At 67.1% G+C, this 26,924-nt stretch carries 17 protein-coding genes and 1 riboswitch; of the genes, 8 read left to right on the top strand and 9 right to left on the bottom strand.

Annotated features, from left to right (window positions below):
- Positions 1–133: 133 nt before the first annotated feature.
- Positions 134–4,768 (bottom strand): 2-hydroxyacyl-CoA dehydratase, encoded by a 4,635-nt coding sequence (locus E0L17_RS03570; RefSeq protein WP_167929882.1) that lies wholly within the window; start codon positions 4,766–4,768, stop codon positions 134–136.
- Positions 4,768–5,445, bottom strand: coding sequence for a TetR/AcrR family transcriptional regulator (locus E0L17_RS03565; RefSeq protein WP_167929881.1), 678 nt, complete (start codon positions 5,443–5,445; stop codon positions 4,768–4,770). The genes E0L17_RS03570 and E0L17_RS03565 overlap by 1 nt, the downstream gene beginning before the upstream one ends.
- A gap of 259 nt (positions 5,446–5,704) precedes the next feature.
- On the opposite strand from E0L17_RS03565, the gene E0L17_RS03560 reads away from it, so the two are divergent.
- The 3 genes from E0L17_RS03560 to E0L17_RS03550 all read left to right on the top strand — a co-directional run bounded on the left by E0L17_RS03560 (position 5,705) and on the right by E0L17_RS03550 (position 7,689).
- Positions 5,705–6,031, top strand: a complete 327-nt coding sequence (locus E0L17_RS03560) for a hypothetical protein (RefSeq protein WP_167929880.1) — start codon at positions 5,705–5,707, stop codon at positions 6,029–6,031.
- A complete protein-coding gene (locus E0L17_RS03555) occupies positions 6,015–6,461 on the top strand; it encodes a PIN domain-containing protein (RefSeq protein WP_167929879.1) in 447 nt (148 codons plus the stop codon). Before E0L17_RS03560 ends, E0L17_RS03555 begins: the two co-directional genes overlap by 17 nt.
- Positions 6,462–6,663: 202 nt before the next feature.
- On the top strand, positions 6,664–7,689 hold the full coding sequence (locus E0L17_RS03550; protein ID WP_167929878.1) for a serine hydrolase: 1,026 nt from the start codon (positions 6,664–6,666) through the stop codon (positions 7,687–7,689).
- A gap of 134 nt (positions 7,690–7,823) precedes the next feature.
- Here E0L17_RS03550 and E0L17_RS03545 read toward each other — a convergent pair whose 3' ends face one another.
- The 3 genes from E0L17_RS03545 to E0L17_RS03535 all read right to left on the bottom strand — a co-directional run bounded on the left by E0L17_RS03545 (position 7,824) and on the right by E0L17_RS03535 (position 12,485).
- The gene (locus E0L17_RS03545; protein WP_167929877.1) at positions 7,824–10,301 is read right to left on the bottom strand and encodes a phosphoketolase; all 2,478 of its coding nucleotides are present in this window, start codon (positions 10,299–10,301) and stop codon (positions 7,824–7,826) included.
- A 144-nt stretch (positions 10,302–10,445) separates the two neighbouring features.
- Positions 10,446–11,468 (bottom strand): LacI family DNA-binding transcriptional regulator, encoded by a 1,023-nt coding sequence (locus tag E0L17_RS03540; RefSeq protein ID WP_167929876.1) that lies wholly within the window; start codon positions 11,466–11,468, stop codon positions 10,446–10,448.
- Between the two features lie 219 nt (positions 11,469–11,687).
- A complete protein-coding gene (locus E0L17_RS03535; protein ID WP_167929875.1) occupies positions 11,688–12,485 on the bottom strand; it encodes a type III pantothenate kinase in 798 nt (265 codons plus the stop codon).
- Between the two features lie 140 nt (positions 12,486–12,625).
- Here E0L17_RS03535 and E0L17_RS03530 point away from each other — a divergent pair, with 140 nt between their 5' ends.
- Positions 12,626–14,293, top strand: a complete 1,668-nt coding sequence (locus E0L17_RS03530; protein ID WP_167929874.1) for an OPT/YSL family transporter — start codon at positions 12,626–12,628, stop codon at positions 14,291–14,293.
- 555 nt (positions 14,294–14,848) lie between these two features.
- On the opposite strand, the gene E0L17_RS03525 is transcribed toward E0L17_RS03530, so the two are convergent.
- The 3 genes from E0L17_RS03525 to E0L17_RS03515 form a co-directional block, all read right to left on the bottom strand.
- Positions 14,849–17,788: a glycoside hydrolase family 3 protein gene (locus E0L17_RS03525; RefSeq protein ID WP_167929873.1), complete on the bottom strand. Its 2,940-nt coding sequence runs from the start codon at positions 17,786–17,788 to the stop codon at positions 14,849–14,851.
- Positions 17,789–18,021: 233 nt separating this feature from the next.
- Complete coding sequence (locus tag E0L17_RS03520) at positions 18,022–20,454, bottom strand: glycoside hydrolase family 3 protein (protein ID WP_167929872.1); 2,433 nt, start codon at positions 20,452–20,454, stop codon at positions 18,022–18,024.
- Between the two features lie 86 nt (positions 20,455–20,540).
- Positions 20,541–21,002, bottom strand: coding sequence for a hypothetical protein (locus E0L17_RS03515; protein ID WP_167929871.1), 462 nt, complete (start codon positions 21,000–21,002; stop codon positions 20,541–20,543).
- Between the two features lie 276 nt (positions 21,003–21,278).
- On the opposite strand from E0L17_RS03515, the gene E0L17_RS03510 reads away from it, so the two are divergent.
- The 3 genes from E0L17_RS03510 to E0L17_RS03500 all read left to right on the top strand — a co-directional run bounded on the left by E0L17_RS03510 (position 21,279) and on the right by E0L17_RS03500 (position 24,901).
- Positions 21,279–21,989: a LytR/AlgR family response regulator transcription factor gene (locus E0L17_RS03510; protein WP_167929870.1), complete on the top strand. Its 711-nt coding sequence runs from the start codon at positions 21,279–21,281 to the stop codon at positions 21,987–21,989.
- The gene (locus E0L17_RS11205) at positions 21,986–23,305 is read left to right on the top strand and encodes an ATP-binding protein (protein WP_167929869.1); all 1,320 of its coding nucleotides are present in this window, start codon (positions 21,986–21,988) and stop codon (positions 23,303–23,305) included. The genes E0L17_RS03510 and E0L17_RS11205 overlap by 4 nt, the downstream gene beginning before the upstream one ends.
- Positions 23,306–23,536: 231 nt before the next feature.
- Entirely contained in the window at positions 23,537–24,901 is a 1,365-nt protein-coding gene (locus E0L17_RS03500) for a PFL family protein (RefSeq protein WP_167929868.1), read from the top strand.
- A 276-nt stretch (positions 24,902–25,177) separates the two neighbouring features.
- On the opposite strand, the gene murB is transcribed toward E0L17_RS03500, so the two are convergent.
- The gene (murB, locus tag E0L17_RS03495; RefSeq protein ID WP_167929867.1) at positions 25,178–26,092 is read right to left on the bottom strand and encodes a UDP-N-acetylmuramate dehydrogenase; all 915 of its coding nucleotides are present in this window, start codon (positions 26,090–26,092) and stop codon (positions 25,178–25,180) included.
- Between the two features lie 109 nt (positions 26,093–26,201).
- A riboswitch (FMN riboswitch) is annotated at positions 26,202–26,342 on the top strand.
- Positions 26,343–26,347: 5 nt separating this feature from the next.
- On the opposite strand from murB, the gene E0L17_RS03490 reads away from it, so the two are divergent.
- Positions 26,348–26,923, top strand: a complete 576-nt coding sequence (locus E0L17_RS03490; RefSeq protein WP_206108991.1) for an ECF transporter S component — start codon at positions 26,348–26,350, stop codon at positions 26,921–26,923.
- The last annotated feature ends 1 nt before the right edge of the window (position 26,924 follow it).

Genomic DNA, 26,924 nt, shown 5'->3' with positions numbered 1-26,924 from the left:
GCATCTCCCCTCCCTCGTGTACACCCATTGTGACACGGGGACGGAGGGGTTGTCACCGCCCCGCCGTGACGTTACGCAGAGGCGCGACAGGGGGACGAGGCGGCAACGACCACCCCACCCCCCTGTCACACCGCTAGTCGACGCTGGCGCGGGCCTTGATGTCTGCCAGGCGGGCACGCTGCTCGGCGGAGAGCGGAATCCCGTAGTCCTCGCCAAGCGTGGGGTCGGCAGGGTTCTCAAGCCTGAAGCCGCCGCCGCGGTTGTTGCGGAAGTTCTCCTTGGCCACGGAGATCATGAGCTTGATGCGGTTGAGCTGGTTGACCTCGGAGGCGCCGGGGTCGTAGTCAACTGCCACGATGTTGCTCTCGGGGTGCATCTGGCGCAGGCGCTTGATGACGGACTTGCCCACCACGTGGTTGGGCAGGCACGCGAACGGCGAGCAGCACACGATGTTGGGCGTGCCGGTCTCGATGAGGTCGCACATCTCGGCCGTGAGCAGCCAGCCCTCGCCCATCGTGTTGCAGAGGGAGAGCACCTGCTCGGCCTTGGCCGCGAGCTCGAAGATGTCCGGGTACTCCTGGAAGCGCGTGGTCTTCCTGAGCATCTTGTTGATGGGCTCGCGCAGGCCCTCGATGAGCTTGATGCCCGCCATGTGCGACATGCGGCTCGTGGCCTTGGTGCCGAGCTCGGCGTTGGTGTTGATGGCGTTGGTCATGCCAAAGAGGAAGAAGTCAACGAGGCCGGGCACGTTGGCCTCGCAGCCCTCCTGCTCGATGACCTTGACCACCTGGTTGTTGGCCGTGGGGTGGAACTTGACTAGGATCTCGCCGACCACGCCCACGCGCGGCTTGGAGCGGTCGTTCACGAGCGGCAGCGCCTCGAAGGCGTCGACGGTGCGCTGGCAGAGGTCGTAGAAGCGCTTGGAGCCGCCCGCCACGATGACGCCCTTGGCCTCGGCCATCATGCGGTCGTAGAGCGCGTCGGCCGCGCCGGGCTCGGCCTCGTAGGGGCGCACGCGGTAGAGCAGCTGCATGATGAGGTCGCCGTAGAGCAGGGCGTTCACGGCCTTCATGAGCAGACCCGGCTTCTTGAGGACGTCAAAGCCAGGGTTCTTCTCGTCCAGGCCAGAGGCGGCGGTGAGGCTGATCACCGGGATCTCCGGGTGGCCGGAGTCCTTGAGGGCCTTGCGGATGAGGGCGATGTAGTTGGTGGCACGGCAGCCGCCGCCCGTCTGCGTGATGATCACGGCCAGGCGCGAGAGGTCGTACTTGCCGGAGAGCACCGCCTCCATGATCTGGCCCGTGACCAGGATCGAGGGGTAGCAGATGTCGTTGTTGACGTACTTGAGGCCCGCCTCGACGGCGCCCTGGTCAACGGAGGGAAGCAGCACCACGTTGTAGCCCGAGCTCTTGAAGAGCGCCTCGATAAGGTCAAAGTGAATCGGCGCCATCTGCGGAACGAGGATGGTGTAGCCCTTCTTCTGCATGTCCTCGGTGTAGCGGACCTTCTCGAACGCGGCGCTGGCGGCCTCGCGGTAGACCGGCACGCGGCCCTCCTGCGTCTTGCGCGCGCGCTCGAGCGAGCCGTCGGCGCGGCGGACGCCCACGGGCTCCACCTCGCGGACCCTGCCCTGGCTGGCGGCGCGGCGCAGCTCCTCGCGCTGCTCGGTGAGGGCGGCCATGAGGGAGCGGATGCGGATGCGCGCGGCGCCGAGGTTGGACACCTGGTCGATCTTGAGGACGGTGTAGATCTTGCCGGAGGCCTCGAGGATCTCCTGGACCTGGTCGGTGGTGAGGGCGTCAAGGCCGCAGCCAAACGAGAAGAGCTGGATGAGGTCGAGGTCGTTGCGGGAGGCGACGAAGCGCGCCGCGCGGTAGAGGCGGCTGTGGAACATCCACTGGTCGATCACGCGGATGGGGCGCTCGGGCGTCATCTTGTGCGCGACGGAGTCCTCGGTGAGCACGGCAAAGCCGAAGGAGTGCACGAGCTCGGGGATGGCGTGGTTGATCTCCGGGTCGTTGTGGTAGGGGCGGCCGGCAAGCACGATGCCGTGCGCGTCGTGCTCCTCGATCCAGCGAAGGGCCTCGTCGCCGGCGCGGTGCATGGCGTCCTTGAACTCGAGGTCCGCCTCCCAGGCGTAGTTCACGGCCTCGTCGATCTCTGCGCGCGTGATGTGCTCGCCGCGCACGCGGCCGCGGCCCTCCGCCGCGTCCTTCTCGCGCTGCTCGGAGACCAGCTCGTAGAGACGGCGCTTGAGCTCCTTCTTCTTGTCGTACGGGATGAACGGCGAGAGGTACTCGATCTTGGAGCCCTGGCCGAGCTCGTCGACGTTGAGACCCAGCGCCTGCGGGTAGCTCATGACGATCGGGCAGTTGTAGTGGTTGGTGGCGCCATCGTCCTCCTGGCGCTCCCAGCGGATGCACGGCATCCAGATGAAGTCGGGGTCCTTCTGGATGAGGTTCATGATGTGGCCGTGGGAGAGCTTGGCCGGGTAGCACACGCTCTCGGACGGCATGGACTCGATGCCCGCGTCGTAGGTCTTGGCCGAGGTCTGGTCGGAGAGCACCACCGAGAAGCCCAGCTTGGTGAAGAACGCGTGCCAGAACGGGTAGTTCTCGTACATGTTGAGCGCGCGCGGGATGCCCACCGTGCCGCGCGGGGCCTCCTCGGGGTCCAGCACGGGACGGTCGAAGAGCAGCTTGTTCTTGAAGTCAAAGAGGTTGGGGGCCTCGTTCTTCTTGGCCTTGGAGCCGCCGGCGCCCTTCTCGCAGCGGTTGCCCGTGATGAAGCGGCGCCCGCCGCCGAAGTCGTTGATCGTGAGCAGGCAGTTGTTGGAGCAGCGGCCGCAGTGCACGTTGGTGTGCTTGACCTTGAGGTTGTCGATGTCCTCGCGCGAGAGGATCGTGGAGGTGCCCATGGCGCCGGCTCGGTCGCGGGCGAGAAGGGCGGCGCCGTAGGCGCCCATGCAGCCCGCGATGTCCGGGCGGATGACGTCGCGCCCGGTCAGGAGCTCGAAGGCGCGCAGGGTGGCGTCGGACATGAAGGTGCCTCCCTGGACCACGCACCACTGGCCGATCTCATCGAAGTCGCGCAGCTTGATGACCTTGAAGAGGGCGTTCTTGATGACGGAGTAGGAGAGGCCCGCCGCCACGTCGCCGATGGTCGCGCCCTCCTTCTGCGCCTGCTTGACGCGGGAGTTCATGAAGACGGTGCATCGGCTGCCGAGGTCCACCGGGCTCTTGGCACCCACGGCGGCCTGCGCGAACTCCTGCACGGTCATGTTCATGGAGACGGCGAAGCTCTCGATGAAGGAGCCGCAGCCCGAGGAGCACGCCTCGTTGAGCATGATGTGCTCGATGACGCCGTCCTTGACCTGCAGGCACTTCATGTCCTGACCGCCGATGTCCAGGATGAACTGGACGTCCGGGACAAAGGCCTTGGCGCCGCGCAGGTGGGCGACGGTCTCGATCTCGCCGGAGTCGGCGCGCAGGGCCTCGATGAGGATCTGCTCGCCGTAGCCGGTGGTGGTCACGTGGCCGATCGTGCAGCCCTCAGGCAGCAGGTCGTAGATGCCGTCCATGATGCGACGGGCGGTGCCGAGGACGTCGCCGTTGTTGTTGCCGTACCAGGTGTAGAGGAGCTCGCCGCCCTCGCCCACCACGGCGCACTTCATCGTGGTGGAGCCGGCGTCGATGCCGATGAACACGCGGCCCTGGTAGGTGGCAAGGTCGCCCTTGGGGACCACCTGCTTGTCGTGGCGCTCCTTGAACTCCTCGTAGTCCTTCTCGCTCTCGAAGAGCGGCTCGAGGCGCGCGACCTCGGAGCCCTGGGTGTCCTTGAGGTTCTCGAGCAGCTGGATGACCTCGTCGAAGGTCACGTACTTCTCGGACTCCCCGGCGAGCGCCGCGCCCGTGGCCACGAAGAGGTGGGCGTTCTCGGGCACGATGATGTGCTCGTCGTCGAGGTTGAGCGTGAGGTAGAAGCGCTTGCGGAGCTCAGAGAGGTACTGGAGCGGGCCGCCGAGAAACGCCACGTGACCGCGGATGGGGTGGCCGCACGCCAGGCCCGAGACCGTCTGGTTGGCCACGGCCTGGAAGATGGAGGCCGCGATGTCGGCGGGCTTGGCGCCCTCGTTGAGCAGCGGCTGGACGTCGGACTTGGCGAAGACGCCGCAGCGGGAGGCGATGGGGTGAATCTGCGTGGCGTCCTTGGCGAGCTCGTTGAGGCCCGCCGCGTCGGTGTGCAGCAGGCTCGCCATCTGGTCGATGAAGGCGCCCGTGCCGCCGGCGCAGGTGCCGTTCATGCGCTGCTCGATGCCGTTGTCGAAGTAGATGATCTTGGCGTCCTCGCCGCCGAGCTCGATGGCGCAGTCCGTCTGCGGGATGAGCGTCTCCACGGCGCGCTTGGATGCGATGACCTCCTGCACGAACTCGAGGTCGAGCCAGCTGGCGAGCAGCATGCCGCCGGAGCCGGTGATGGAGACGCGCATCGGCGCCGTGCCGATCACCTTGCGGGCGCGGGCGAAGAGCTCCTTTGCCGTGGCGCGGATGTCCGTGTGGTGGCGCTCGTAGTTGGCGTAGACGAGGTTGTCGTTGTCGTCGATGACGGCGAGCTTCACCGTGGTGGAGCCCACGTCGATGCCCAGACGCAGGTGCGCGTGGGAGAAGTCGGCGGGCGTGGCCGGCGAGAGCTCGGCGCCGTCCTGCTTGAGGGCGAGCGGGCGGCGGGCGGCCTTCTCGGCCTGGATGGAAGAGGCGGTCTTACTCATTAGTTGTCCTCCTTGGAGCACATGACGGCCAGGGCAAAGCTCGGAATGTCGAGGTCGATGGGGTTGTCGTAGAGGTCGCCGGGGCGAACGAACATCAGGGCGGTCATGAGGCGCGCCATCGTGGGAACGCTCTCGCGCATGCCGCCCTCGAGCCAGCGCAGCAGCACGCCGACCTCCGCGGAGATGGCAAACGTGAGGTAGTAGTCAAAGAGGGGGCCGAGCGCGCGCAGGTCGAGCCCGTCGCGGGCGCGCTCGCCGACCACCTCGTACACGAGCGCCTTGATGCGCTCGGCGAAGGCCGGGTCACCCCCGTTGCCGAGGAGCGGGCGCAGATAGTCGCCGCGCTCGCGCACGCACGCGAGCAGCTCCTTCGCGCCGGGCGCGGGCTCGCCGCGGTCGAGGGCCGCGCGCAGGTCGTTGAGGTGGCAGGCGGCGATGCGCGCGAGCGGCGCGCGGAACTCCGCGAGCGTCTCGTCCTCGATCTGGTTGACGAGGTCGGGGATGTCACGGAAGTGGGAGTAGAACGTGCGGCGCGTGACGCCGGCGCGCTCGGTCACCGCCGTGACCGTGACGCGGGAGAGGTCGCCCGTGGCGGAGATCTCCTTGGCGAGCGCCTGGCGCAGGGCTCGCCGCGTGCGGACGCTCCTGCGGTCGGTGCTGAGGACGCACTCCTGCATGCGGTCCCTTCGACGTGGGTGGCGCGACACGGTTCCAAGCAGGCCGCATCGCCGTTATTTCACAGCGTGCGTAGTATTGCACAACCTGTGCAGTAAGTTGTCGCCGCCGGGCGTGCCACAGCATCTCCACGGCGGACGGGGTGGACGGGGCCGCGCTCGCCGGTCCTTCTCGCCGCACTTTCGCATCACGACCGCTCCTCAGCTTGCCCAATTTGTAATACGCGATTACAATGGCAGAACCTTATAGGGAGGAGGAACCGTGGATTCCATCGTCACGGCTCGGGTCCCCATTGAGATCAAGAGCCAGGCCGCCCAGATGCTCGCCCAGATGGGGTCGAGCACCACCAAGCTCATCAATGCCGCCTTTGAGTATCTCCTTGCTACCGGAGAGCTTCCGCGCGCGGCCAGGAGCGCCCCCGCCCCTGCAAGGCGGTCGCTCAACAACGAGCAGCGCGCTGAGCTGACGGAGTTCTTCTGCGCCACGTCCTCGCCCGCCCCGACCTCGTTTTGGGACGAGCTGGGGGACCGCTCGTACAAGGAGGCCATGGCCAGGTGGCGCAAGGAGGACTATGAGGCTCTTGCTTGACACCTGCGTCCTCATGGACTTCTTCTTGGGCAGAGAGCCGTTCGTTCATGACGCCAGGCGCCTGTTCGTGATGAGGTACTTCCGCGACGCCGAGCTTTGGACCTCGGCAAAGTCGTACACGGACCTCTTCCATGTCGGCTCAAGGGCCCATGGTGCCGCGGAGATGCAGAGGATGATTGTGCGGGCGCTCCCCGAACTAAAGATCTGCTCAATAGACGAGAGGGATATCCACGCCGCGCTGGCGGAAGGCTGGGAAGATTTCGAAGACTGCGTCGTGTGGCAGGCAGCACGCAAGGTGCGAGCGGACTACATCGTCACGAGAAACGAGGTTGACTTCACCCGGTCGGACATCCCGGCCCTCTCGCCCGCCGCCCTTCTCGAACACGCTGAGAAAGACCTCGGACTCGCCTACGAAGACGTGACGTTTTAGGCGCGTCACGTCCAATAAGGACCGTCGCTTTTGACCCAGATGCACCGCCGCTTCTCGCACAGCATCGTGCCCGCGCGAAAAACTGGCCTGCTGATATAAAAACCTGTGCCAGATTCTGCACGATAATCGGCGATGAGGGCACGGCTTCCGGACGCCCCTGCGATAATGGAACCCACGTGGGGCTACGACCGAGGGGGCGGACATGACGGGCTCGATTGCTCGAGGGGGCGCGGCGGCGCTGCTCGCGCTCGTTCTTCTCGCCGGATGCGCGGGAGGCGAGAAGAACGAGGCGGTGACCAACGAGGCCTCCGAGGAGGCACCCGTCGCCGAGGTCGTGCTCGACGAGACGGCGCCCGAGCCGGAACCCGAGCCCGAGCCAGAGCCGGAACCAGAGCCCGAGCCGGAACCAGAGCCGGAGCCCGAGCCCACGCACTCGCTTGACCTCAGCGCGCCCGTCAGCACCACGACGACGGAGTCCGGCATCACCGTCACCGCGCCCGACGGCTTTCTTGCCACGGAGGCCTACCAGCGCGTCGAGGCCGAGGTCTTCAACCTGCGCAACCAGGGGCTGACGGTCTCCGTGGCCATGCTCGACCTCAACACCGGCAACGGCATCTGGTGCAACTCGGACGAGCGCCTCTACCCTGCGAGCAGCATCAAGGCCGCGTACTGCGCGATGGTCTGCGAGAACAACGGCGGGTCGGCCGGCATGGGCGCCACGATGCGCGACTGCCTCGTCAACTCGTCGAACGACGCCTATCATGCGCTGCTCGACGCCTTCGGGCTGCGCGCGTTCGGCGACTGGCTGGCCGCCCACGGAGCCAAGGGCGCGAGCGGGGACGGCTACTACTATTACTATCCCGAGATCTCCGCAAGCGAGCTCTGCTCCGTGTGGCAGGAGATCTACCGCTTTGGCACCTCCGGCGAGGCGGGCGGCTCCGAGCTCGCCGGATATCTCGCGCAGACCAACTACACGCCGATGGGCAGCCTCCTGCGCGGAAGCGCCGGCTTCGAGGTGTGGAGCAAGCCGGGGTGGTACCCCGCCGACGAGAACGACCTCACGTCCACCAATGACGCCGGCGTCGTCTTCTCGGACTGCGGGCCGTACGTGATGGTGGTCATGACCGACATGAGCGCCTACCTCGACGGGCTCCTGCCGCTCATCGACGCCCTCAACATGGCCCACGGCACCATGTGCGGCGGCTCCGAGGCCTCACTGCTCCCCTAGCCCCCGGCGGCTGGCGACCTTCGCGGCATACGACGCGGGCCGCCCGTCCTTCTCGCCCAGCGCTCCTGCGCGCAGCGCAGCGAGCTGGGGAGAAGGACGGGCGGCCCCTCAGGCGCGCATGAGGCGAGCGCTCCTTACTCGTTGTCGCCCGCGGTCATCTGCGTGGCGGAGATGTCCTCGCCAGCGTCGGAGGCGTCACGCCACTTCCAGTCGGTGAAGGCCGGGTGGTCGTAGCCGTTGTCGACGGCGAACTGGAAGGCCTCCACGCGGAACTTCTCCCACTCGTCGATCTGCGCCGCCCACTTCTCGGCGTCGACCATGCGGAGGGCATCCGCGGTCAGGGCCCAGCGGTCCATGTCGTTCACGCGGACCATGTCGTACGGCGTGGTCGTGGAGCCCTGCTCCTGGTAGCCGTGGACGTTGAAGCTGTCGTGGTTCGGGCGGTCCCAGATGAGGCGGCGGATCGTGCCGGGATACGCGTGGAACGCAAAGAGGACGGGCTTGTCGGCCGTGAAGAGCTCGACGAACTTCTCGTCGGACATGGCGCGGTCGTTCTCGGAGGCGTTCTGGATGCTGAGAAGGTCGACCACGTTGACCAGGCGGACCTTGACGCCGAGCTTGTCGAGCAGGTCGAGCGCGGCCATGGCCTCGCCGGTGGGAACGTCGCCGCAGCAGGCGAGAACAACGTCGGGCTCCTCGCCCTCGGCGGTGTTGGACGCCCACTTCCACTCGGCGGCGCCGGCGGCGAGCTCCTCGCGGGCCTCGTCGAGGGTCAGCCACGTCGGGGCGGGCTGCTTGCCGGCAAAGATCGCGTTCACGCAGTTGGTGGACTGGTAGGCACGCTCGGCCACAGCCAGCAGCAGGTTGGCGTCGGCCGGGTAGTAGATGTTCACCACGTGGTCGTTGTTGAAGTTCTTGTTGAGAAGAACGTCCACGAAGCCGGGGTCCTGGTGAGAGAAGCCGTTGTGGTCCTGACGCCAGACGTGGCTGGAGAGCAGCATGTTGAGGCCGGAGATCGGGGCGCGCCAGTCGATGTGGCGGACGGTGGCCTCGAGCCACTTGCAGTGCTGGTTGACCATGGAGTCGACGATGTGCACGAAGGACTCGTAGGAGCTCCAGAGGCCGTTGCGGCCGGTGAGGATGTAGCCCTCGAGCAGACCCTCACACTGGTGCTCGGAGAGCTGCTCGATGACGTTGCCCACGGGCGAGAGGTGCTCGTCGTTGGCGGGGTCGTCGTACACGCCGCCGCCGAACCACTGCTTGTCGGTCACCTGGTAGGACGGCTGCAGACGGTTGGAGGCCGTCTCGTCCGGGCCGAAGATGCGGAAGGCGTCGCGGTTGCTGTTGATGAGCTCGGCCGTGTACTCGCCGAGGACGCGCGTGGCCTCCACGGCGCCGAAGCCATGGCCCTTCTCGGCCACCGGCACCTCGTAGGTGCGGGTGTCGGGGAGCGTAAGGGGCGTGCGGAGCTTGCCGCCGTTGGCGTTGGGGTTGGCGCCCAGGCGCAGCTCGCCCTTGGGCATGAACGCGGTGACCTCGGGGCGGATGGCGCCCTTCTCATCGAAGAGCTCCTCGGGGCGATAGGACTCCATCCAGCCCTTGAGGACCTGGAAGTGGGCCTCGGTGTCACGAGCGGACGCCAGCGGCACCTGGTGGGCGCGCCAGGAGCCCTCGGTCTTCTTGCCGTCGATCTCCTTGGGGCAGGTCCAGCCCTTGGGGGTGCGGAAGACGATCATCGGGTAGAACGGGCGGGAGGCCTCGCCGGCCGCCACGCGGGCCTTGATGTCGCAGATCTCGTCGAAGACGGCCTCGAGCAGCGCCGCAAAGCGACGGTGGATGGAGGAGACGTCCTCGTCGTCAAAGCCGGCGACGAAGTTGTACGGGTGGTAGCCCATGCCGCGGAAGAACTCGTCGCGCTCGGCGTCGGAGATGCGGGCGAGGATCGTGGGGTTGGCGATCTTGTAGCCGTTGAGGTGCAGGATCGGGAGCACGATGCCGTCCGTGAGCGGGTCCATGAACTTGTTGGTCTGCCAGGAGGTGACAAGCGGGCCGGTCTCGGCCTCGCCGTCGCCCACGACGGCCACCGCGAGCAGGCTCGGGTTGTCGAGGACGGCGCCGTAGGCGTGGGAGAGCGTGTAGCCGAGCTCGCCGCCCTCGTGGATGGAGCCGGGGGTCTCGGGGGCATAGTGGCTGGGGATGCCGCCGGGGTAGGAGAACTGGCGGAAGAACTTCTGGAGGCCGGCCTCGTCATCGGTGATGTCGGGACGGACCTCGCGATAGGTGCCGTCGAGCAGGGACTGCGCAGTGCCGGCGGGCCCGCCGTGGCCGGGGCCCATGAGGAAGATCGCGTTCTGCTGGTGGTCGGCGATGAGGCGGTTCACATGGCCAAAGAGGAAGTTGATGCCCGGCGTGGTGCCCCAGTGGCCAACGAGGCGGTGCTTGACGTCCTCGCGGCTGAAGCCCTCGCGCATCAGCGGGTTGCTGCGCAGGTAGATCTGGCCGACGGAGAGATAGTTCGAGGCTCGCCAGTAGCGGTCGACGCCCTCGAGCTCCTCCTCGGGCACCGGTCCGTTGAGCTTCTGCCACGGGGTTCCGATGACGGGCTGTGCCATGCTTGCTCCTTTTCTCGTGCGCCCTCCCAGTCGGGCGCCCCATCAAACGGCTTCAGTATATTGGGTAAAACGTTTTATCTTCGTGAGATTGGTTAGGTAAATCGATTTATCCTTATCTCTTCACAGTGCCGCTCTGGCCGTGCCTCAAATCGCCCGGACGCTGTCCTTGACTACCAGGCGCGGCATGAGGACCCGGGCCACGGGCTCACCCAGCTCCCCCGCCTCCGCCTCGTCGATGCGCCGGAACAGAAGGTCGAGCGCCGCCGCGGAAAGCTCGTCGACGTTCTGCTCGATGGAGGTGAGCGCGGGCTCAAAGAGCACGTCGGCCGCCGAGTTGTCGTAACTCACCACCGAGTAGTCCCGCGGCACGCGCAGCCCCCGCTCATAGAGGCGCTTCAGCAGGCCGAGCGCGATGTTGTCGCTCGTGGCAAAGATGGCGGTCGCGTCCAGGGACGCAAGACGCGCGGCGGCATCGTAGGCCGCGGGGATGTAGTAGGCGCTCTCCAGCACGAGGGCGGGATCGGGCCCTATGCCGCACTCGCGCAGCGCGCGCTCGTAGCCCGCCACGCGCTCGCGCCCGGTGTTCGAGGCCAAGTTGGCAAGGCACGCGATCCGCCGGTGCCCCGCGTCCAGCAGGTACCGGCACGCCAGGTAGCCGCCCGCCTCGTTGTTGAAGGCAACGCGGTCGCAGGAGCAGCCGCTCACCAGGCGGTCAACCGTCACGCAGGGCATCGGCAGCGCGTCGAGCGTCGCCGCAAGGCCAGCGCGCCCCTCCTCATCCGTTGACGCCACCACAAAGAGCCCGTCCACGCCTCGGTTGGCGAGCAGCTGCACGAGCTCCGCGTCGTTCTCGGCCGACTCGTCCGAGTTGGTGATCAGCAGCACGTACCCGCGCTCGCGGCAGCCCAGCTCAAGACGACGGGCAAGGGACGAGAAGAACCGGCTCTCGATGTTGGGCACCACGAGTCCCACGGTCTGGGAGTGCCGCGTCACGAGGCTTCGTGCGATCTGGTTGGGAATGTAGCGCTTGCGGCGCGCCACCTCCTTGATGCGCCGGCGACTCTCCTCGGAGATCTTGCACGGCCGGTCATTGAGCACGAGCGAGACCGCGGTGGTGGAGAGTCCCACCTCGCGCGCGATGTCCTTGAGCGTCACCTTGCCCGGCATGTCCGGCCCCCCTCACGACAAGACGTCCTGACCTCGCCCCCGCAACGCGTAACCCCAGATTCCTGACATCCCAGCTTACGCGTGAAAAACGTGCAACCATCGGACGCGCAGCCTGGGATTTCCACGCATCGGGGCGAGAAAAACGAGGCTACGCGTCCTTCTCACCATGCGCAAACCGGAATTCCGGAAAACCGGCGTCACGCATGGCTGCGGCCTCGATCAGCCGCGCCGGTTTGCGCGCCAGAGATGCCAGAGCCCGCGAAGCGTGAGCGCGTCGTCGACGGTGACCTCGTGCCGGAGGAGCGCGGCCATCGCCTCCGCGCCGTCACCGGTCATGATGACGGGGGCGTCCGCCCCAAGCTCCCCCATCACGGCGTCGAGCAGGCCTTCGATGCGCGCCACCTCTCCCAGGACCACGCCGGACTGCATGGCTGAGCGCGTGTTGCGCCCGATGACGGACGCCGGCGCGCGCAGCTCGATCATGGGGAGCCGCGCGGCGGCCTCAGAGAGCGAGCGGGCGCCCAGGGCCAGCCCCGGGGCGATGATGCCGCCCGCAAAGGCGCCCTCCGCATCCACAACCTCGAAGTTCGTCGTGGTGCCCAGGTCAACGACCACCACGGGGGCGCCGTAGTCCGCCCGCGCCGCCACGACGTCCGCCACGCGGTCGGCGCCCACCTCGGAGGGGTCGTCGTAGCGCATCCTGAGGCCCGTCTTGAGGCCCGGCCCCACCACGTATGCGCGGCCGGAGCAGCTGGCGACGAGCGCGCGACGCCAGACATCTGTCAGCATGGGCACCACGCAGGCGAGGATGGCGTCATCGGGGAGCCGCTTCCCCATCAGCGCGAGCACCTGGGCAAGCTGCATGCGCGCCTCGTCCGCCGTGAGCCGCTCGTGCGTGGTGAGCTCCCACGTCCCCACGAGCTCGTCGCCCGAGAAGAGCCCGAGTCTCGTGCGGGTATTGCCCACGTCCACCGCCAGCAGGTTCTTCTCGTCCGCGCTCTTCTCGCCACGCGCCATGCGTCCTCCAAGTGAAGCCGTCAGCCACCCCAGATTTTACTTCATAGCCTAGACGCCCCCGCTCCCCGCTTCTGCCATAATCAGACGGTCCCAGAAACCCGACTCCCCATGAGGGGGAGCGGATATTCGAAGGAGCACATATGAGCAAGAGCGGCTCTCGCGCCTCGTGGCGCGGGCAGCTGAGCCCCGTCGGCATTGCCATCGGGTGCATCGGCTGCGTCATCATCACGGCGTCCTCGGTCTACACCGCCCTCAAGATGGGCGCGCTGCCGTGGCCGACCATCTTCACCTCCATCGTCGCGCTGTTTCTGCTGCGGGCCTTCGGGCGCCGCAGCCTCAACGAGGCCAACGTCACGCAGATCGTGATGTCGGCTGGCTCCATGGTGGCCGGAGGCCTCGCCTTCACCATCCCCGGCATCTGGATGCTCGGCCTCGCCGACGAGGTCAGCTGGGTCGAGATGCTCGTCGTGGCGCTCTCCGGCACGCTGCTCGGCCTCGTGTGCACCGCGGCGATTCGCCGGCGCTTCGTCGACGAGTCCGACCTCGAGTACCCCATCGGCACCGCGGCGGCCGAGACCCTCATGGCCACCAAGACGGGAGGCGTCACGGGCAAGCGGCTCTTTGGCTCCATGGGCCTGGCGGGCCTGTGGTGCGTGGCCCGCGACGCCCTGGGCTGGATGCCCACGCTCGTGGCGCAGCTCCCCATCCCCGGCGTGAGCTTTGCGATCTACAACTCCCCGCAGATGCTCTCCGTGGGCTTTCTCGTGGGCGGCTTTGCCGTGGCGTTCTGGTTCCTGGGCGCGCTCGTGGGCAACTTCGGCATCATCACGGGCGGGAGCGCCGCGGGCCTCTGGGACGTGGCCACGGCCCAGGGCATCGTCTCCAGCCTGGGCATGGGCCTCATGATGGGCTCCGGCGTGGGCGTGGTGCTCAAGGACATCCTGCCCCACGCGGCGCGCGTGCTGCGCGGGCGCCGTGCGGCGGGCGAGAAGGACGAGGGCACGGGTGCGTCCGCGGCCTCCAGCTGGAGCCGCCTCGAGCGCGGGACGCTCGCCCTCATGGTGGCCGCCGCGGCGCTGCTCGTGTGCATCGGCCTTGGACTGGGGCCGGTCGTGGCGGTGGTCGTGGTGCTTCTGGCCTTTGTGACCACGATCATGAGCGCGCAGTCCGTGGGCGAGACGGGCATCGACCCGATGGAGATCTTCGGCCTCATCGTGCTTCTTGCCGTGGCGGCGTTCTCCAGCGCGAGCCAGGTACAGCTCTTCTACGTGGCCGGCGTGGTGGCCGTGGCGTGCGGTCTTGCCGGCGACGTCATGAGCGACTTCAAGACCGGCGCCATCATCGGCACGAGCCCGCGCGCCATGTGGGTGGGCCAGGCCATCGGAGCCCTTCTGGGCACCGTGGTTGCCGTGGCCGTGCTGGTCACGCTCTTCTCCGCGTACGGGCCGGGCGCCTTTGGATCCGGGCAGATGTTCGTCTCCGCGCAGGCAAGCGTGGTGGCCACGATGGTCTCTGGCATCCCGAGTGTTCCGGGCTTTGTGATTGGCCTTCTGGGCGGCATCGCGCTCTACTGGGCCGGGCTGCCCGCGATGATGTTTGGCCTGGGCGTCTACCTGCCGTTCTACATGTCGCTCACTGCGGCGCTCGGCGCAGGCGTGCGCTGGGTCTACGAGCGCATCTGCGCGGCGCGCGGCGTGGAGGACTCCGAGGAGAAGGGCGTGGTCGTGGCCTCCGGCGTGCTCGGCGGCGAGTCCATCGTGGGCGTGGTGATCGCGCTGAGCTCGGTGATTGCGGGCCTCGCGGGGTAGCGAGCTAGCGGAATCCGCCGATTGTCGGTGATTTTCGGGGGGGTAGCGCGTCTATTGGCCGGTTGGCCGGTTCATCTACCTGCCCTTCCGTGACCGGAAAACGCCCGCTACTTCGCTCGTCCTCCAAAAATCACCGACAATCGCCCCCCGCCTCCGGGACGCCGGCCGACATGGCGAGAAGGAAGGGCATCTCGGACAGCACCGCCCCACCCTGCCGAATGTCGCAAAGGCCCCGCAGAGCCGGTAAGCGGGCGGTTCGCGACGTTTCTTCTCGGAGAAACGTCGCCACGCCTCCGCAGAGGTCCTGTGCGGGGGCGTGGCGACGTTCCACGAGGGCGAAGTGACGGAAACCGCCCGCAGAAGACCTGCGCGGAGGCGTGGCGACGTTTTCGCGCGGCAACGTGTCGCGAACCGCCCGCACGGCCTCTCTGCGGGGGCGTGACGACAGCCTGCCTATCCGCCCACTGCCCCCCGCCCAACACAAGATGACGGGGCCGACCAAGGAGAAAGGTCGGCCCCGTCGGGGAGGGAAGGGCTCAGCCGGTCAGCCGGGAACTACTTCTTCTCGGCAGCCTCTTCGGCCTCGATCTCCTTGTTGCGCTTGGCGCCGAGGTAGCAGCGCACGCCGAGCGCAGCCGCACCGGCGAGCAGCACCGCGGAGCCGCCCCAGACGCCGTACTGCCACGGCGAGGGCGAGGTGGTGATGGTGGAGCCGGGGGCCATGCCCTGCATGGCGTTGGAGTTCACCACGGTGTAGAGCACGCGGTGGGACGCCTCGCGCAGGCGCGCCACGACGGAGGCCTCGCCGGTGCCCTGGAACGCGGGCGTCATCGCGGCGTAGGTGAGGTGCAGGTCGGTGCCGCCGTCGAGGCCCCAGTTCTTGTCCATGTAGCCATAGAGGTTGAAGTCCGTGATGATGCAGCCGGTGAAGCCCCACTCGCCGCGCGGGACCTCGGTGCACAGGGCATGAGAGCCGCCGGCCCACGTGGTGCCCACGTAGTTGAAGGAGCTCATCATGGCCGTGCAGCCCGGCATCTCGACGGTCTCGACGGTGCCCTGGTCGTCGGCAATGTACTTCATCTCGGCCGAGGACTCCTTGATGGTGAGCTCGAACGGGCGCAGGTAGATCTCGCGCGCGGTCTGCTCCGTGGCCCACGTGCAGAGGTGCTGGACGCGGTAGGACTCCTGGTCGTTGAGGGCGTAGTGCTTGATCATGGCGTAAACGCCGTTGCTCGCGGCGCCCGAGACCACCGCGGCGCCCATCTTACCGGCGAGCAGCGGGTCCTCGGAGTAGTACTCGAAGTTGCGGCCGGCGAACGGCGAGCGGTGCGTGTTCATGGCCGGCGCGTACCAGCCGTTGTAGCCGGACGCCAGAGCCTCCTGACCCACCATCTGGCCGGTGCGGTACATGAGCTCGGTGTTCCAGGTCTGGGCCATGATGAACTCAGAGCAGTACGCGCAGTTGCCGGTGGAGCCGGTGAGCGAGGTGAAACCGGCCGGGCCGTCGGGCTCGGAGGTGGCGGGCTTGCCGATGTGCGCGATGGCGGGCGTGTTGTAGGCGCAGTCGTTGAGCATCGTGGTCATGTCGTCCACGGTGAGCTGGTCGAGCAGCTGGTCCCACATCTCGTCGTCGTAGGCCTTCCCGCGCAGGTCAATGAGGGAGACGCCGTTGCTGGCGCCAGTCGTGGGCATGGCCTCGTCACCCAGGTGCTGCGTGTAGTCGTACTCCTCCAGCGTGATGCCGCACTCGGCAGCGGTCTTGTCGGCCGCGGCCTCGGGCCAGGTGCCGGCAAAGTCCGCGCGGGACATGGTGCCGCCGCAGTTGTCCTCCATGTACGTCGTCATGTCGTCGAAGCGGTTGGCGAGCTCGTTGCCGGTGGCGTCGTCGGTCTTGTAGGTCTCGGCCTCGAGGGTGACGCCCTGCTCGGCGATGACGGTGTGGGAGTCGGAGCGCAGCGAGATCACGTAGTCGCCCGCGTCGAGGACATAGCCGCCCTCCTCGGAGCTCCAAGACGCCATCTGGCGCACCGGGAAGCTGAGGTCGACGGTCTCGGACGCGCCCGGGTCCAGCAGCGCGGTCTTGCCGAAGGCCCCCAGCACGACGGCGCTCTTCTCGATGCCGCCCGCGGTGTACGGGGCGCTGTAGTAGATCTCGACGACGCTCTTGCCCGCCACGGAGCCCGTGTTGGTCACGGTGACGGAGACCTCGACGTTGTCGCCGTTCACGGCGCAGGAGTCAAGCGTCTGCTCGAAGGTGGTGTAGGAGAGGCCATAGCCAAACGGGAACACGACGGCGGAATCGTAGTCGAAGTCGTAGTTGCCCGCCTCGGCCTCTGCGGCAGCCGTCTCGTAGAAGCGGTAGCCGTAGTAGATGCCCTCCCTGTACTCCACGAAGTACGCGGTGCCGTTGGAGACGGTGCCGGTGTAGTTGGTGGTGTAGTAGTTGGAGACGTCGGTGTACTGCTTGCCGCCGAAGTTGCCGAACGTCGGGTCGGCGGTGAAGTCCGCGGCCCAGATGTCGGTGGTCTTGCCGGACGGGTTCACCGCGCCGGTGAGGACCTGGCCCACGGCCGCCGCGCCGGAGGCGCCGAGCGAGCCGATGGAGACGATCGCGTCGACCGCGAGGTCGCCCTCCATGAGCGGGCCGAGCTCCATCGGGGTGGAGCCGTTGTAGAGCACGATGACCTTGTCGCAGGACTCCTTGACGGCGGTCAGGAGGTCGATCTCCTCCTTGGAGAGCTCGAGCTCGTGCTGGCCCTCCACATAGTTGGCGGTCTCGTCGTTGGGGGTGAAGTTCTCGGAGACGCCGGAGTTCACGTCGCCGACGAGGTCGCGCGAGAGGTCGCCGCCTTCGCCGCCGCCACGGCCGATGACCACGACGGCAGTGGTGCCGGCGATGGAGCTCTTGGCCTCGTCGCTATAGGCGGACCAGGGGATCTCGCCGATGTAGTAGCTCGCGGTGGACGGGTTGTCCATCGTGATGTTGGCCTTGGGGTAGTTGGCGTAGTTCTCGGCGATCCAGTTGTAGGCGGTGTCGTTGACCGCGAGGCCCGCGTTGACGATGCCGTCATAGAGCGTGACGCAGTCGTTGGGGTCGACGGTGCCGGAGCCGGCGCCGCCGTAGACGGGGTCGGCGGCGTAGCGGCCGATGAGGGAGACGGACTCGCCGGCGGCCAGCGGCAGCGCGTTGTTGTCGTTCTTGAGAAGGACGATGCCCTCGCCCTCGATCTCGATGACGATGTTCTTGGCCTCCTCCGTGGCACGGCCACGGCCGCGGTACTGCTGGTCGTAGTACGCGGTGTCCCAATCCTCGGAGCCGGGGGCGTTGGTGATGGTGGTCTCGCCGCCGCCGATGTAGTGGTCGATGGCGGACTTGAACATGTTGGTGCCCACGTTGGCGGCAACCGTAACGCCGACGAGGCCGGCGGCCGTGGCGCCGCTCGCGATGAACCCGCGACGGGTCATCTTCTTCCTGGGCTTCTTGGCATCAGCCATGGGTACTCCCCTTCCCTTCTGTTGCAGGTACCTTCATTCAACGGGTTCGGGCGAAGCTTGTTTCGCCTTTCCCGCAACCTGTCGTTTTGACGGCGCAAACCGCACGTCGCGCATTCGAGCGGCGGGCGAGAAGAACGCCGGAAAACGTATCGAGAAGAACCTCGATAGAGGAAGGGCGCGCCGCGCCAGGGAGGATGGCAGCGGCGCGCCCCTTTGGGTCCTTCAGCGCGTGTTTACGCCTCGGGCGCGGTCAGCGGCTCGACGCAGTACTTCTCGGTGCGCTCGTCGCTGATGGGGCCGGAGTAGTTGAGGCCGAAGCCGAAGTCGTACTTGTTGCCGTCGGCGTCGGTGTAGCACTCCATGTCCCTCGGGACGTCCTCGAGCTGCTTCTCGACGTCGAGCATGTCCTTGGGCATCTGCATGGGCAGCAGGCCGGAGGGCTCGTCGGTGCCGCAGATGATGCGGCAGGCCGCCTCGGTCGCGCCGGACATGGAGACGAGGATGGCGTCGACCTCGGGCTCGAACTCGTGGACGCACATCGGCTTGGCGATGTCCAGGATCACGATGCAGGGCTTGCCGGCCTCGTGCGCCGTCGCGGCGGCCTGGAGGATCTGGTCGAGCTGGACCTCGTTGGTCATGATGGAGGTCTTGCCGTAGTAGGAACGGTTCTCCTTGGTGCCGTCCTCGAGGATGTCGCCGGCAAGAGAGACCTGGCGGACGTACTCGTTGTCAGCCGTGTACGGACGGTACTGGTTGGACAGCGGGATGAAGTTGCCGTCGAGGTCCTTGCCGCCGCGCTCGTCGAGGTTGGTCGGGGCCGCCGCGCAGACGACGACGTAGTCGCAGTCGGCAATGTCGGCGGCGGTGAGGCGGGTGATGTCGGCCTCGGCCACGGTGGGGTTGCCGTCCTCGTCAGCAGGACCGGTGTAGGTCTCGGCGACAGTGTCAGTCACGACCTCGAAGTACTTCTCGAGCGTACCCTGGAGCAGCGGGAGCTCGCAGGAGGACGGCGTCGTGGAGATGCCGCCGAACATGCTCGCGGACTGATAGGAGGAGCTGTAGCGCATCGGCACGTAGACCTTGGGCTTGGCGTCGCCCTCGGCGGCCTTGATGACGCCGTCGTGGTTCTTGAGCATAACAATGCCCTTGACCTGGGCGTCGAGCGCGGCGGCCGCGGATTCCTCGTCGCCACCCTCCTTGTCGATGGTGGAGCGGGCAACGTCCGGATCAACGTAGGGATCCTCAAAGAGGCCCGTGTTGAAGTAGCCGAGCAGCAGACGCTTGGCAGAGGCGCGGAAGTTGGCGTCGGCCTGCTCCTCGCCGAGGTTGGCGACCATGTCCTCATAGGCGGAGACGAGCAGGGTCGGGTCGTTGCAGCCGCCCATCTGGTCCACGCCGACCTCGACGGACTTAGAGGCGCGCTTAGCCGGGTTCCAGACACTGCCGTCCTCGAGGCCCCAGCTGGTTGCCATGCCGGCGCCCTGGTCATTCAGGACAGCCCAGTCGGTGCACGCAGAGCCCTGGAAGCCGTACTTGTCGCGCAGGAGCTCGGCGACCTTGTACTTGGAGAAGCCGGAGCCGACGAGCTCGCCGTACTTCTCGTTCTCGTCGTAGGCGATGGTGTAGGACGTCATGATGGCGCCGGCGCAGCCGGTCTTGCCGTCGAGCTTGAAGCCGCCGTCCACGAACGGGATCATGAGGGCCTCGAAGTTGTCGCCCGGATAGACGGCGAACTTGCCGCCGTCAACGTGACCCTCGCGGCCGCCCTCGCCGGCAGCCTCGGCCGGCCAGTGCTTGATCATGGCGACGAGCGAGCCCGTGCCCCATCCCTGGTCCTCGCCGTCAACGACGGTGGACTGCATGCCGTCGCAGAACGCCTTGGTCATGTCACGGGAGAGCGCGGGGTCCTCGCCAAAGGTTCCGGAGAAGCGCTGCCAGCGCGGGTCGGACGAGACGTCGATCTGGGGACCAAGGAACGTGGTGATGCCCATGAGACGCATGTCGCGGGCAATGCCAGCACCGGTCTGCTTGGCCATCTCAGGATCGAACGTGGCAGCGAGAGCGAGGTTGCCCGGCCAGTCGATGCAGTTGTTGCCGTTGCGCGGGTCGGACGAGAAGTTGATGGGGATCTTGTTCTCGGAGCCCTCGACGTAGGCCTGCATGTTGTTCGCCCACTCGGCCTGCTGGAACGCGGGGAAGCTCGAGGCGGCGTTCAGGACGGCGCGAACGTTGCCGTCCAGGAACTCCTTCTGCTCGTCGGTAACGGCACGGTCGCTCTCGATGGAGGTCTGGTGCGCGGAGAAGCACATGAGGCCGGCAATCTGCTCGATGGAGATACGGCCAGCCAGGTCCTCGGCGCGCTCCTCGGCCGTGAGGCGCCAGTCCTCATAGGGAACGAGCTCGCCAGTGCCCTCGAAGTCCTTGAACGCGAAGCCGTCCTGCTCGATGAGCTTGAGGCCCGAGTCCTTGGAGTAGGACAGGCGCTTGCCGCCCTCCTGCTCGACGACGATGTAGCCGGCCTCGGTCTCCGTCTCGGTGTAGCCGCCGCCGGAGGAGGGCTGCTCCTCGGCAGGCTCGTTGGTAGTGGTGTCGCAGGCGGCCAGGCCGAGCAGGCCGGCCGTAACCGCGGTCCCGGCGAAGAACCCTCTACGCGAAATGCTCTTCATGCTTGTCTCCCTTTGTTGGAGCCATCTCTTCCCTCGGCGCGGCCGGAATGCTCCGGCCGCGCCGCCCTAACGCAGGTGCCTACGGATTAGCCGTAGAAGTCGAACAGGATGGTGTCGAAGTCGGCGATGTCGAAGTCGGCCGCGTTGGCCTCGGCGTTCTCCTCGCCCGTGACCGTCATCACGATGTCGCCATCGGTGAGGTGCAGGGTGATCTCGCCCTCGGTGGCCTCCCAGGTGCCCTCGTCGGTCAGCAGGTCGGCGTGGGCCTCGACCGGCTCGACGCTGCAGGAGCCGTCCTGCTCCAGATAGACATCGAGCATCGTCTCGACGCCACCCGAGGTGCCGTAGACGGTCTCACCGGTGATCTCGACGTAACCGTGCCACTGGCCGTAGTAGGCCTCGACGGCGTCGAAGTCGCCGCCGGACTCGGACTGGGCGGTGTCGTCGCCGGTGCTGGCGGTGCCGCCGCCACCGTTGCCGCCGCAGCCGACGAGCGGCATCGAGATCGCGAGCGCGCACGCCGCGGCAAGAATCAACTGCTTCTTCATGGGTTCCTCCTCGCTCCCTTCCCCGTGCCGGGCCCATATGCCCGCACGAGGTCCAACCTTTTGCGGTTGGCTCCATTCAAACGCGGCGCTGCTCGCAGGCGTCAGTTTTGGCCTGAGGTGTGTTTTTTGTGACGCGTCTGTCACGCAAATCCGCCAAACGGTGACACCGTTCGTTACCTACCGCCGGTAGACGGTCTCGTTCTGCCGGCGAACGTTATGAGGTACCCTTTTACCGGGGATGGGTTTGGCTACGACCGGGCCCAGGGAGGGAACAGCATGTATCGAGCGCTCATCGTTGAGGACGAGCCGGACGAGGCTCGCCGGCTCACCGACTACCTGCGTCGCTATGGGGACGCCCATGCCGAGGCGTTCCAGATCACGTGGCTCAAGTCCGCAATGGAGATGCTCACCGACAAGGGGCGCTACGACCTCATCCTCCTGGACATCGACCTGCCGGGCATCAGCGGCATGGAGGCGGCGCAGCTCATGCGCGTCTACGACGAGACGACGCCCATCATCTTTGTCACCAACCTCGCCAAGTACGCAGTCAAGGGCTACGAGGTCGGCGCCACCGGCTTCATCGTGAAGCCCGTCACCTGGGGCAACCTCTCCATGAACCTGGACCGCGCCCTGCGCGTCATCAAGCAGAACTCCGGGCGCTCGGTCATGGTTCCCACCGAGGACGGCGTGCGCGTCGTACCCTTCAGCTCGATCGTCTACATCGAGGTCACCGGTCACAAGCTCACCTATCACCTCGAGAGCGGCGAGGAGGTCGAGGCGCGCGGCTCCCTCGGCCAGGTCGAGGAGGAGCTCGACGGTGCTCCCATCGTCCGCGTGGCCAAGAGCTGCCTCGCCAACATGGACAAGATCTCGTTCATCCGGCCCCAGACGCTCCAGATGGTCACCGGCGAGCAGCTGCACGTCTCGCGCACGCGCAAGCGCGAGGTCATGGACGCGGTGACGGACTATCTTGGCGGCCGCAGGTGAGGGAGTTCTTCGAGACCTGGTGGTCGCTCGAGCCGCTGGCACAGCTCCTGGTGCCCATCACGCTGCTCTGCGTTCGCCTGCCAAAGCGGCCCCATTACGTGCTGAGAAGCATGGCCGTGCTCGCCGTCCTTCTCGGCATCGCCGTCGTGCCGCTGGCGACGGGGGTTGTCACCGGGCTCGACACGATGCAGGCGTTCGTCGTCTTCAGCGTTCTTCTCGCCGTCTTTGTCCTGCTCGTCCTCTTTGTCTATGACGTGCGCCCCTGGACAGCGATCTTCTGTGCCACGGCCGGCTACACGCTTCAGAACATCGCGAGCGGGCTCGAGATCCTCATCCAGCTCGTCGTCACCCACAGTGCGAGCGCCCAGCTCGACGGCGCATGGGAAGCCGTCGTTTCAATCGGCGTGCCGACCGTGGTCTACGCCGCCGGATACTGGCTCCTCGTGAGGAGGGTCAACGTCAAGGGCCTTCTCGAGGTCGAGAACCGCATGATGCTCTCGATGCTCGTCGTCGTGGTCATCGTGGTCATTGGCTTTGACGTCATCATCAAGGCGCTCGTGTTCAAGGGCATCCCGTTCAACCTGCTCGTCCTGCTGCGCCTCGTGCACCCCATGGTGTGCGTGTTCGTGCTCATCGCCGAGTACGAGCTGCTCTACGCCAAGCACGCGGACATCGAGCGCGCCGAGACCGAGCGCCTTCTGGCCGAGCGCGAGCGCCAGTACCGCCTCTCGCGCGAGAACATCGAGGCCATCAACATCAAGTGCCACGACATCAAGCACCAGATCCGTCACCTCGCGCAGAGCGGGGCGGTGGTGGACGGCGCCGTGCTCGCTGACATCGAGCGCGAGGTCAACGTCTACGACTCCGTGGTGGAGACCGGAAACGAGGCGCTCGATACCATCCTCACCGAGAAGAGCCTCGCCTGCTCCAACCGCGGCATCGTGCTCACGGTGATGGCCGAGGGCAGCGCGCTCGACTTCATGGCCCCGGCAGACATCTACTCCCTCTTTGGCAACGCGCTCGACAACTCGATCGAGGCCGTGCGCGACCTGCCCGACCCCGAGCGTCGGGCCATCACGCTCTCCGTCCAGCGCCGGGGGGCGATGGTCGGCGTCAGCGTGGAGAACTACTGCCCCGACCTGCCGCACTTCTCGGCCGACGGCCTGCCGATCACCACCAAGGTCGACGGCATGAACCACGGCTTCGGCGTGCGCTCCATGCGCCAGATCGCCGAGCGCTACGGCGGCACCCTCCACGCCGGCGTCCAGGACGGCGTCTTCTACCTCAACGTCCTTCTCGCTCGCCCGCAGGCGTGACGAAGGCGACCTGCCGCCTTTGTCACGTCGACTTGCCGGCACTCCCCTCCGGCTGAGTGACTCGTTTCGGACAGACGAGGCCGCCAAAGGGCTCCCGTCCGTCCGAAACGGGTCACTCAGCCAGGGGGCAACCAGGGGTGCATCCGACCGGACCGGACGAGCCGCCACGTCGCCGCCCGGCACGCTCACGTATAATCGAACGTTGCAGTAACCCGCGCGAGAAAGGCGCCCATGGAAATCACACCGCAGGAAGTTGCCGAGACCCTCTCGATGGTCTCCGAGCAGAACCTCGACCTCCGCACCATCACGATGGGCATCTCGCTTGCGGGCTGCGCCGATGAGGACATGGGCCGCATGTGCGACAAGGTCTACGACCGCATCACGCGCACGGCCGAGCACCTCGTGGAGACCGCCGACGACCTGCAGAGCGAGTACGGCATCCCCATCGCCAACAAGCGCGTCTCGGTGACGCCGATCGCCCAGATCGCCGCCGGCTGCCCGGACGAGGACCTCTCCCCGCTCGCGCACGCCATGGACCGCGCGGCCGAGACCCTGGGCATCGACTTCATGGGCGGCTTCTCCGCGCTCGTGCAGAAGGGCATGGGCAACGCCGACCGCCGCCTCATCGCGAGCATCCCCGAGGCGCTGGCCACCACCGACCGCGTGTGCTCCTCCCTCAACATCGCCTCCACGCGCGCCGGCATCAACATGGACGCCGTGCTGCTCTCCGCCGAGACCATCCTCGAGTGCGCGCACCGCACCGTGGACATCGACTGCTACGGCGCCGCCAAGTTCGTCGTCTTTGCCAACATGGTCGAGGACTCCCCGTTCATGGCGGGCGCCGTCCACGGCTCCGGCGAGGCCGACGCCGTCATCAACGTGGGCGTCTCCGGCCCCGGCGTCATGGCCGCGGCGCTGGCCGAGCTTCCCGAGTCCGCGAGCCTCATGGACGTGGCCGAGAAGATCAAGCAGACCGCCTTCAAGATCACGCGCGCGGGCGAGCTCATGAGCCGCGAGGCGAGCCGCCGCCTGGGCGTGGAGAAGGGCATCGTGGACCTCTCGCTGGCGCCGACCCCGGCGGCTGGCGACTCCGTGGCCCAGATCCTCGAGACCGTCGGCGTGGGCGAGTGCGGCGGCCCTGGCACCACCTGCGCGCTGGCGCTGCTGAACGACGCCGTCAAGAAGGGCGGCGTCATGGCGTCCTCCTCCGTGGGCGGCCTCTCCGGCGCCTTCATCCCCGTCTCCGAGGACGCCGGCATGATCCGCGCGGCCGTGGACGGCGCGCTTTCGCTCGAGAAGCTCGAGGCCATGACCTGCGTGTGCTCGGTGGGCCTTGACATGATCGCCGTGCCCGGCGACACCTCCGTGGAGACCATCGCCGGCATCATCGCCGACGAGATGGCCATCGGCGTCATCAATACCAAGACCACGGCGGTGCGCCTCATCCCGGCCATCGGACGGGCGGAGGGCGACATGCTCGAGTTTGGCGGCCTCTTCGGATCCGCGCCGGTCATGCCCGTCAACCGCTTCGCCGGCAGTGTCTTCGCGCACCGCGGCGGCCGCTTCCCGGCGCCGCTCAACTCGCTGAAGAACTAGCGAGAAGAACCTGCGACCGCGCGTCCTTCTCGCCACGCGCCCTTCTCGCCATGTGCTTCCCCGAACCGCATCTGCTGCTTAGGTGAGCAAATTACTTGAATCAACGCTGCTCACCTAAGCGCATGCGATTCCTCTGAGCTGGGAATACCTTACTCACCTAAGGAAATCGTGCGTAGAAGTTCAGCTTTTTTGCTCACCTAAGCGGGCGTCGGCGACAGCGGGCGTCGGCGGGAACGGGCGTCGGCGGGAACGGGAACGGGCAACGAGAAAAACGCCCTACCCCAGGAAGCGGACCTCCGGCTCCAGGCGCACGCCAAACTGGCGCTCGACCTCGTCCTGGACGTGCTCGATCACCGCGTGGACGTCCGCCGCGGTGGCGCCGCCGGTGTTCACCACAAAGCCGGCGTGCTTGCGGGAGACCTCGGCCCCGCCCACGCGGTAGCCCTGCAGCCCGGCGTCCATGATCAGCTTGCCGGCAAAGTGGCCCTCGGGGCGCTTGAACGTGCTCCCCGCGCTCGCCATCTCCAGAGGCTGCTTCTCCTCGCGCTGGCGCATGAGGTCGTCCATCGTGGCGCGGATCTTCTCGGGGTCGCCCTTCTCGAGGGCGAACGTCGCCGAGAGCACCACGAGGCCGTCCGACGCCACGCGGCTGCGGCGGTAGCCCAGGTTCAGGTCATCGACGCCGATCGTCTCCTGCGAACCATCCGGCAGGAGGACGCGCACGCTCTTGAGCACGTCAGCCACGCACCCGCCGTAGGCGCCCGCGTTCATGAAGCAGGCGCCGCCGATCGACCCGGGAATCCCGCAGGCAAACTCAAGGCCGGATAGCCCCAGCTCGCAGGCCATCTCCGAGGCCTCGCGCAGGTCAACGCCCGCCTGGCAGGTCATCTCGGTTCCATCCATGGAGACGCCCACGAGGCACTCTGCCAGAGAGACGATCACCCCGCGATAGCCGTCGTCGGAAACCAGCAGGTCAGAGCCGCGGCCCATGACAAAGCGCGGAACGCCCGCCTCGTCGCAGGCGAGAAGGACCTCGCGCACCTCGTCGGGGTCCTCGGGCGTGACGAAGAGGTCGGCCGGGCCACCGACCTTGAACGTGGTGTGCTCGCTCATGGGCTCGTCCACGAGGACGTTCTCCTCGCCGACGATGGACCGGAGCCTCCACGCGAGGGGCTGATCGCTCTCAGACATGCTCTGCCACACGCTTCCCTTCAATGGAGACGGCAGGGGATATGCAACTTCTTGAGTATAGCAGCGCGCGAGACGGCACACGAGACGCCGAGAAGTGCTACACTCCCGCTGACAGTTTCAGGGCGGGGTGAAATTCCCCACTGGCGGTAACGGGCGGCACGGCCCCCGAAGTCCGCGACCCGCTAAAAAGGCGGCTGACCCGGTGGGAGTCCGGGACCAACGGTTACAGTCCGGATGGAAGAAACGGAGGCCACCATGGCTGCTTCCACGCACGCGTCCCACGACACCCACTCCACCACCGCGGGCGGCTCCTGGTCCACCAGGCGCATCGCCACGACGGCGCTCTTCTGCGCGCTGGCGTTCGTGCTCACCTTCGTGGAGATCCCCATCTTCCCGCCCGCGCCGTGGCTCATGTACGACCCCTCGGGCATCGTGGCGTTTGTCGCCGCGCTCGCCTTCGGCCCGAGCACCGGCGCGATCGTCGTCATCCTCCCGTGGGTGCTCAAGACGCTCTTCTCGTTCAACGTGTGGGGCCACCTCATGGCCATCGTCGCCGGCGTGGCCCTCTGCGTGCCCGCGGCGGTCATCGCCCGCCGCATGGGCGGCACGCGTGGCCTCGTCGTCGGCATGGTCGCGGGCGCCGTCATCGCGCTCGCCGCGTGCATCGTGGGCAACATCGTCGTGACGCCGCTCTACACGGCGGTCTCCACGGCCGACGTCATCGCGATGATCGTGCCCATCCTGCTGCCGTTCAACGCGCTCAAGATCGTCATCAACTGCGTGGTGACGGCACTCATTCAGAAGCCCATCGCGCAGATCGTCTCCCGATAGG

This window comes from Olsenella sp. SW781, from assembly GCF_012027725.1.
GTDB lineage: Bacteria > Actinomycetota > Coriobacteriia > Coriobacteriales > Atopobiaceae > Thermophilibacter.
This window is presented reverse-complemented; position numbering and strand designations above follow the sequence as displayed.

Coding starts and splice junctions, on each gene's coding strand:
- E0L17_RS03570 (WP_167929882.1), bottom strand. CDS start 4,768: ATGAGTAAGACCGCCTCTTCCATCCAGGCCGAGAAGGCCGCCCGCCGC.
- E0L17_RS03565 (WP_167929881.1), bottom strand. CDS start 5,445: ATGCAGGAGTGCGTCCTCAGCACCGACCGCAGGAGCGTCCGCACGCGG.
- E0L17_RS03555 (WP_167929879.1), top strand. CDS start 6,015: ATGAGGCTCTTGCTTGACACCTGCGTCCTCATGGACTTCTTCTTGGGC.
- E0L17_RS03550 (WP_167929878.1), top strand. CDS start 6,664: ATGACGGGCTCGATTGCTCGAGGGGGCGCGGCGGCGCTGCTCGCGCTC.
- E0L17_RS03545 (WP_167929877.1), bottom strand. CDS start 10,301: ATGGCACAGCCCGTCATCGGAACCCCGTGGCAGAAGCTCAACGGACCG.
- E0L17_RS03540 (WP_167929876.1), bottom strand. CDS start 11,468: ATGCCGGGCAAGGTGACGCTCAAGGACATCGCGCGCGAGGTGGGACTC.
- E0L17_RS03535 (WP_167929875.1), bottom strand. CDS start 12,485: ATGGCGCGTGGCGAGAAGAGCGCGGACGAGAAGAACCTGCTGGCGGTG.
- E0L17_RS03530 (WP_167929874.1), top strand. CDS start 12,626: ATGAGCAAGAGCGGCTCTCGCGCCTCGTGGCGCGGGCAGCTGAGCCCC.
- E0L17_RS03525 (WP_167929873.1), bottom strand. CDS start 17,788: ATGGCTGATGCCAAGAAGCCCAGGAAGAAGATGACCCGTCGCGGGTTC.
- E0L17_RS03520 (WP_167929872.1), bottom strand. CDS start 20,454: ATGAAGAGCATTTCGCGTAGAGGGTTCTTCGCCGGGACCGCGGTTACG.
- E0L17_RS03515 (WP_167929871.1), bottom strand. CDS start 21,002: ATGAAGAAGCAGTTGATTCTTGCCGCGGCGTGCGCGCTCGCGATCTCG.
- E0L17_RS03510 (WP_167929870.1), top strand. CDS start 21,279: ATGTATCGAGCGCTCATCGTTGAGGACGAGCCGGACGAGGCTCGCCGG.
- E0L17_RS03500 (WP_167929868.1), top strand. CDS start 23,537: ATGGAAATCACACCGCAGGAAGTTGCCGAGACCCTCTCGATGGTCTCC.
- murB (WP_167929867.1), bottom strand. CDS start 26,092: ATGTCTGAGAGCGATCAGCCCCTCGCGTGGAGGCTCCGGTCCATCGTC.
- E0L17_RS03490 (WP_206108991.1), top strand. CDS start 26,348: ATGGCTGCTTCCACGCACGCGTCCCACGACACCCACTCCACCACCGCG.